The organism is Streptomyces sp. NPDC001717 (assembly GCF_042892775.1).
Taxonomy (GTDB): Bacteria; Actinomycetota; Actinomycetes; order Streptomycetales; family Streptomycetaceae; genus Streptomyces.
In genome coordinates this window covers 1-5370 of sequence record NZ_JBIAUK010000061.1, presented here as the reverse complement: position 1 = coordinate 5370, position 5370 = coordinate 1, and the positions used below count along the sequence as shown (strand labels likewise).

Annotated in this window: 8 protein-coding genes; 4 read left to right on the top strand and 4 right to left on the bottom strand. The window is 67.2% G+C overall.

Going from position 1 to position 5370, the window contains the following annotated elements:
- Nucleotides 1-588: 588 nt before the first annotated feature.
- Complete coding sequence (locus ACFYZL_RS39940) at nucleotides 589-885, bottom strand: winged helix-turn-helix transcriptional regulator (RefSeq protein WP_388686106.1); 297 nt, start codon at nucleotides 883-885, stop codon at nucleotides 589-591.
- Nucleotides 886-1220: 335 nt separating this feature from the next.
- Between ACFYZL_RS39940 and ACFYZL_RS39935 the strand changes: the two genes are divergently transcribed.
- Nucleotides 1221-1532 carry an EthD family reductase gene (locus tag ACFYZL_RS39935; RefSeq protein ID WP_388686101.1) on the top strand — a complete coding sequence of 104 codons (312 nt, stop codon included), beginning with the start codon at nucleotides 1221-1223 and terminating at the stop codon, nucleotides 1530-1532.
- Between the two features lie 285 nt (nucleotides 1533-1817).
- Here the strand turns inward: ACFYZL_RS39935 and ACFYZL_RS39930 are convergent, their stop codons facing one another.
- A complete protein-coding gene (locus tag ACFYZL_RS39930; RefSeq protein ID WP_388686104.1) occupies nucleotides 1818-1970 on the bottom strand; it encodes a hypothetical protein in 153 nt (50 codons plus the stop codon).
- A gap of 282 nt (nucleotides 1971-2252) precedes the next feature.
- Between ACFYZL_RS39930 and ACFYZL_RS39925 the strand changes: the two genes are divergently transcribed.
- Nucleotides 2253-2441, top strand: a complete 189-nt coding sequence (locus tag ACFYZL_RS39925; protein ID WP_384752149.1) for a hypothetical protein — start codon at nucleotides 2253-2255, stop codon at nucleotides 2439-2441.
- A 488-nt stretch (nucleotides 2442-2929) separates the two neighbouring features.
- Here the strand turns inward: ACFYZL_RS39925 and ACFYZL_RS39920 are convergent, their stop codons facing one another.
- Nucleotides 2930-3118 (bottom strand): hypothetical protein, encoded by a 189-nt coding sequence (locus ACFYZL_RS39920; RefSeq protein WP_384752149.1) that lies wholly within the window; start codon nucleotides 3116-3118, stop codon nucleotides 2930-2932.
- A gap of 282 nt (nucleotides 3119-3400) precedes the next feature.
- Between ACFYZL_RS39920 and ACFYZL_RS39915 the strand changes: the two genes are divergently transcribed.
- Nucleotides 3401-3553, top strand: coding sequence for a hypothetical protein (locus ACFYZL_RS39915; protein ID WP_388686104.1), 153 nt, complete (start codon nucleotides 3401-3403; stop codon nucleotides 3551-3553).
- Nucleotides 3554-3838: 285 nt separating this feature from the next.
- Here ACFYZL_RS39915 and ACFYZL_RS39910 read toward each other — a convergent pair whose 3' ends face one another.
- A complete protein-coding gene (locus ACFYZL_RS39910) occupies nucleotides 3839-4150 on the bottom strand; it encodes an EthD family reductase (RefSeq protein WP_388686101.1) in 312 nt (103 codons plus the stop codon).
- Between the two features lie 335 nt (nucleotides 4151-4485).
- On the opposite strand from ACFYZL_RS39910, the gene ACFYZL_RS39905 reads away from it, so the two are divergent.
- On the top strand, nucleotides 4486-4782 hold the full coding sequence (locus ACFYZL_RS39905) for a winged helix-turn-helix transcriptional regulator (protein WP_388686106.1): 297 nt from the start codon (nucleotides 4486-4488) through the stop codon (nucleotides 4780-4782).
- Nucleotides 4783-5370 lie beyond the last annotated feature (588 nt).

The window sequence follows — 5370 nt, the reverse complement described above, 5'->3', positions numbered from 1 at the left end:
AACTGGCCGCCCGCTACAAGGCCGGAGTCCACCTCGCCGCACTCATCCTCTGGCTCCGCGAACCTCTCCAAGCTCCTTTGTCAGACAGAACCTAGGGAGTGAGGCTGACGGCTCTGTCCGACGCCCGCCCGGGACGTTCGACGCAGATCCGGCATGAGTGCTGGATGGACGCGAATTCACCATGGTGGCCGCAGCTCCAGGAAACACTTCAGGCCACTGAACGGGCACGCAATTGAGCCGACCGAGAAGATGGACGGGGTGACCGCACGATCAGTCGCAGGTGACAGAACCCGCTCCGCGCGCAAGCGGGGATGACCCGCACTGAGATCCGCGGATGTCTCCGCCAACCCTTTGCTCCCCGCGCACGCGGGGATGAACCCGAGCGCATGTCCCTCTACGGGCACGCCAGATCCGGCTTCCCGCGTACGACCCCTCCTGGCGCAGGGCCTCCCAGGTGGAGGAGTGGCTGCTCCCAGCACCTGCAGGCGCCCCGCGCCCCTCTGCGCGGCGACGAGACAGCGGCCGCGTGAGCCTGTGTCCCGAGTCGGCGTCCGTCAGATCACCGCTCCACCTGGTCGGGCGTGATCTTCACGTCTCCGCGGGCTCCTGATCGTTGTGTTCTTGCTCCTGCGCCCAGGTGATCGCCCATTCGTCGAGCGGATGCAGGGCATCACGCAGTGCTGTCCCCAGGCGAGTCAGCTCGTAGCCATCGGCCGAGGGGGCGATGATCCCGCTTGACGCGAGTTCGCGGAGCCGTTGGTAGAGGACGCTGGATGACAGCCCTTCGCACCGTGCCAGCAGCGCGCGGGCGCCGAGCGGGCCCGCACGCAGTTCCCAGAGGATGCGCAGCGCCCACCGACGGCCGAACAGGTCCATCGCGGCCATGATCGGACGACCGGTCGTCGATCCACGAACCGGTGTTCCTGGGCGCGGCGTCGGCATGGCCCTCCTTGCGTTTCGTTATTCGAAACACTAGCATCCACCCGACGTTTCTGATTTCGAAACGAACTCGATGGGAGAGTCGATGTCGCGGATGGCCCTACTGGAACCGCCGTGTACCGACCAGGCCGGCGCATTGCTCGCGCGCATGATGCCTGGGGACGCCCCGCCCATTGGGCTGTTCCCCATGTCCGCCACAGGCCTCCCTATGACCGCCGCCATGCACGGGTGGGATGGCCGCGAGTCCGGCGGCCGGCTGACGCCCCTGGACGGAGGTCCTCATGCATAAGCTTGTCGTCCTGTATTCCGAGCCCGCCGACCCTGACCACTTCCGCGACTATTACGTGGCCAACCACCTTCCGCTGGTCAAGAATTGGCCCGGCCCTCTTGCGTGGCGCTACAGCTTCCACGTGGCGGCGATCGAGGGAGGAACGTCGTATTTCGCGGTCTTCGAAGCCGACTTCGCTGACGCGGCCGCCATGGAGGCGGCGCTGGCGTCGCCGCACGGCCGGCAGCTGGCCGCCGACGTCGCCAACTACGCCACCGGCGGGGTGGCCATCATCAACTATCCGGTACAGGCCGGCACCGCCTGAGACGGATCGGTACGCGTCCGTGACGCGTTCGGTCGGCCGATTAAGGCCAGGCCCGGCTAGCTACAGCGGCTTTCGGGTTGTTGTCGGGTGGTGACAGTTCACAGTTCGATGGGGGACCGCGAACTTCCTGCGCAGGAGCCGTTCATGAGAGCGTGGCCGCTGGCTGTACCGCATACGCCTGCGCGCGCCGCCTGCTGCTGCCAGGCGGCGACGGATGGATTTGCTGCTCCCCAGTGTGGGGTCCGTGAGGTGATGGCGAACCGGTGGCGGTGATACAGCTGTCGATCAGGTGAGGTCGAAGCTGGATTCTGCCAACCCGCGGCGGAGGACACGGTCGAGGTCGTCGGGTGTTTCAAGGGCGGTCTTGGCCATCGCGCTGCGCACGAGTGACCAGACGGCCTCGACGGGATTCAGGTCGGACGGTGGTAAGCCGGTCATGCTCGGCCTCGTACCACTTCAGGCCGCGGCCAGATGGGTGTTGGGATGGTCCCAAACCACCACGACGGGCCACCGAGCTGGATGTGCACCCGCACGAGCGGGTCGCGATAGTCCTGCCAGGCGAAGCTTCTGCGTGGCCCCTACTGACGCCGGCACTGACATTCACAGCCGCCATGCAGAGACGCCACCACGGCAACGGATGTCACCCACCGTGTTTATCGCTGTTCATTCTGGCAACAATGAGTAGCTAAAGGTAGTCCGAACCCGACGGAAGGCAGGAACATGACCCTCGTCACCGCCCTCATCCTTGTCGTGGTCGCCGCCCTCATCGGCCTGCTGGCCCTGGCTCCCAGCGCCCCCGTACGCCGCAACCCCGTGCCCGGCCGGGGCAACCGGGCCACCCGCCGCCGCACCGCCACGCGGCTGGACGGCATCCCCGGCCAGCGGGGGATCCACCACCACGCCCGCTGACATACCGCACCGTACAAACGACCGACGCCCGCGGGCCGGGTCGGCCGCCGCTCGTTGGAGGTGGGCATGTGCCTGCTGCGCCACGGCAACAGGCCCGGCTTGACCGACGCATACCCCCAACAAGCAGCTTCACCCCATTCGTTCCAACCAGTGCACCGCCTCCCAGCGGGGTGATACAGGGACACGGGGGCTGCGGCGGGCGGGATGCGGTAGGAGAGGCAGAACGGCGCGGGGCGCCCACCACGTGGTGGGCGCCCCGCGCCGTTCTGCCTCTCCTACCGCATCCCGCCCGCCGCAGCCCCCGTGTCCCTGTATCACCCCGCTGGGAGGCGGTGCACTGGTTGGAACGAATGGGGTGAAGCTGCTTGTTGGGGGTATGCGTCGGTCAAGCCGGGCCTGTTGCCGTGGCGCAGCAGGCACATGCCCACCTCCAACGAGCGGCGGCCGACCCGGCCCGCGGGCGTCGGTCGTTTGTACGGTGCGGTATGTCAGCGGGCGTGGTGGTGGATCCCCCGCTGGCCGGGGATGCCGTCCAGCCGCGTGGCGGTGCGGCGGCGGGTGGCCCGGTTGCCCCGGCCGGGCACGGGGTTGCGGCGTACGGGGGCGCTGGGAGCCAGGGCCAGCAGGCCGATGAGGGCGGCGACCACGACAAGGATGAGGGCGGTGACGAGGGTCATGTTCCTGCCTTCCGTCGGGTTCGGACTACCTTTAGCTACTCATTGTTGCCAGAATGAACAGCGATAAACACGGTGGGTGACATCCGTTGCCGTGGTGGCGTCTCTGCATGGCGGCTGTGAATGTCAGTGCCGGCGTCAGTAGGGGCCACGCAGAAGCTTCGCCTGGCAGGACTATCGCGACCCGCTCGTGCGGGTGCACATCCAGCTCGGTGGCCCGTCGTGGTGGTTTGGGACCATCCCAACACCCATCTGGCCGCGGCCTGAAGTGGTACGAGGCCGAGCATGACCGGCTTACCACCGTCCGACCTGAATCCCGTCGAGGCCGTCTGGTCACTCGTGCGCAGCGCGATGGCCAAGACCGCCCTTGAAACACCCGACGACCTCGACCGTGTCCTCCGCCGCGGGTTGGCAGAATCCAGCTTCGACCTCACCTGATCGACAGCTGTATCACCGCCACCGGTTCGCCATCACCTCACGGACCCCACACTGGGGAGCAGCAAATCCATCCGTCGCCGCCTGGCAGCAGCAGGCGGCGCGCGCAGGCGTATGCGGTACAGCCAGCGGCCACGCTCTCATGAACGGCTCCTGCGCAGGAAGTTCGCGGTCCCCCATCGAACTGTGAACTGTCACCACCCGACAACAACCCGAAAGCCGCTGTAGCTAGCCGGGCCTGGCCTTAATCGGCCGACCGAACGCGTCACGGACGCGTACCGATCCGTCTCAGGCGGTGCCGGCCTGTACCGGATAGTTGATGATGGCCACCCCGCCGGTGGCGTAGTTGGCGACGTCGGCGGCCAGCTGCCGGCCGTGCGGCGACGCCAGCGCCGCCTCCATGGCGGCCGCGTCAGCGAAGTCGGCTTCGAAGACCGCGAAATACGACGTTCCTCCCTCGATCGCCGCCACGTGGAAGCTGTAGCGCCACGCAAGAGGGCCGGGCCAATTCTTGACCAGCGGAAGGTGGTTGGCCACGTAATAGTCGCGGAAGTGGTCAGGGTCGGCGGGCTCGGAATACAGGACGACAAGCTTATGCATGAGGACCTCCGTCCAGGGGCGTCAGCCGGCCGCCGGACTCGCGGCCATCCCACCCGTGCATGGCGGCGGTCATAGGGAGGCCTGTGGCGGACATGGGGAACAGCCCAATGGGCGGGGCGTCCCCAGGCATCATGCGCGCGAGCAATGCGCCGGCCTGGTCGGTACACGGCGGTTCCAGTAGGGCCATCCGCGACATCGACTCTCCCATCGAGTTCGTTTCGAAATCAGAAACGTCGGGTGGATGCTAGTGTTTCGAATAACGAAACGCAAGGAGGGCCATGCCGACGCCGCGCCCAGGAACACCGGTTCGTGGATCGACGACCGGTCGTCCGATCATGGCCGCGATGGACCTGTTCGGCCGTCGGTGGGCGCTGCGCATCCTCTGGGAACTGCGTGCGGGCCCGCTCGGCGCCCGCGCGCTGCTGGCACGGTGCGAAGGGCTGTCATCCAGCGTCCTCTACCAACGGCTCCGCGAACTCGCGTCAAGCGGGATCATCGCCCCCTCGGCCGATGGCTACGAGCTGACTCGCCTGGGGACAGCACTGCGTGATGCCCTGCATCCGCTCGACGAATGGGCGATCACCTGGGCGCAGGAGCAAGAACACAACGATCAGGAGCCCGCGGAGACGTGAAGATCACGCCCGACCAGGTGGAGCGGTGATCTGACGGACGCCGACTCGGGACACAGGCTCACGCGGCCGCTGTCTCGTCGCCGCGCAGAGGGGCGCGGGGCGCCTGCAGGTGCTGGGAGCAGCCACTCCTCCACCTGGGAGGCCCTGCGCCAGGAGGGGTCGTACGCGGGAAGCCGGATCTGGCGTGCCCGTAGAGGGACATGCGCTCGGGTTCATCCCCGCGTGCGCGGGGAGCAAAGGGTTGGCGGAGACATCCGCGGATCTCAGTGCGGGTCATCCCCGCTTGCGCGCGGAGCGGGTTCTGTCACCTGCGACTGATCGTGCGGTCACCCCGTCCATCTTCTCGGTCGGCTCAATTGCGTGCCCGTTCAGTGGCCTGAAGTGTTTCCTGGAGCTGCGGCCACCATGGTGAATTCGCGTCCATCCAGCACTCATGCCGGATCTGCGTCGAACGTCCCGGGCGGGCGTCGGACAGAGCCGTCAGCCTCACTCCCTAGGTTCTGTCTGACAAAGGAGCTTGGAGAGGTTCGCGGAGCCAGAGGATGAGTGCGGCGAGGTGGACTCCGGCCTTGTAGCGGGCGGCCAGTT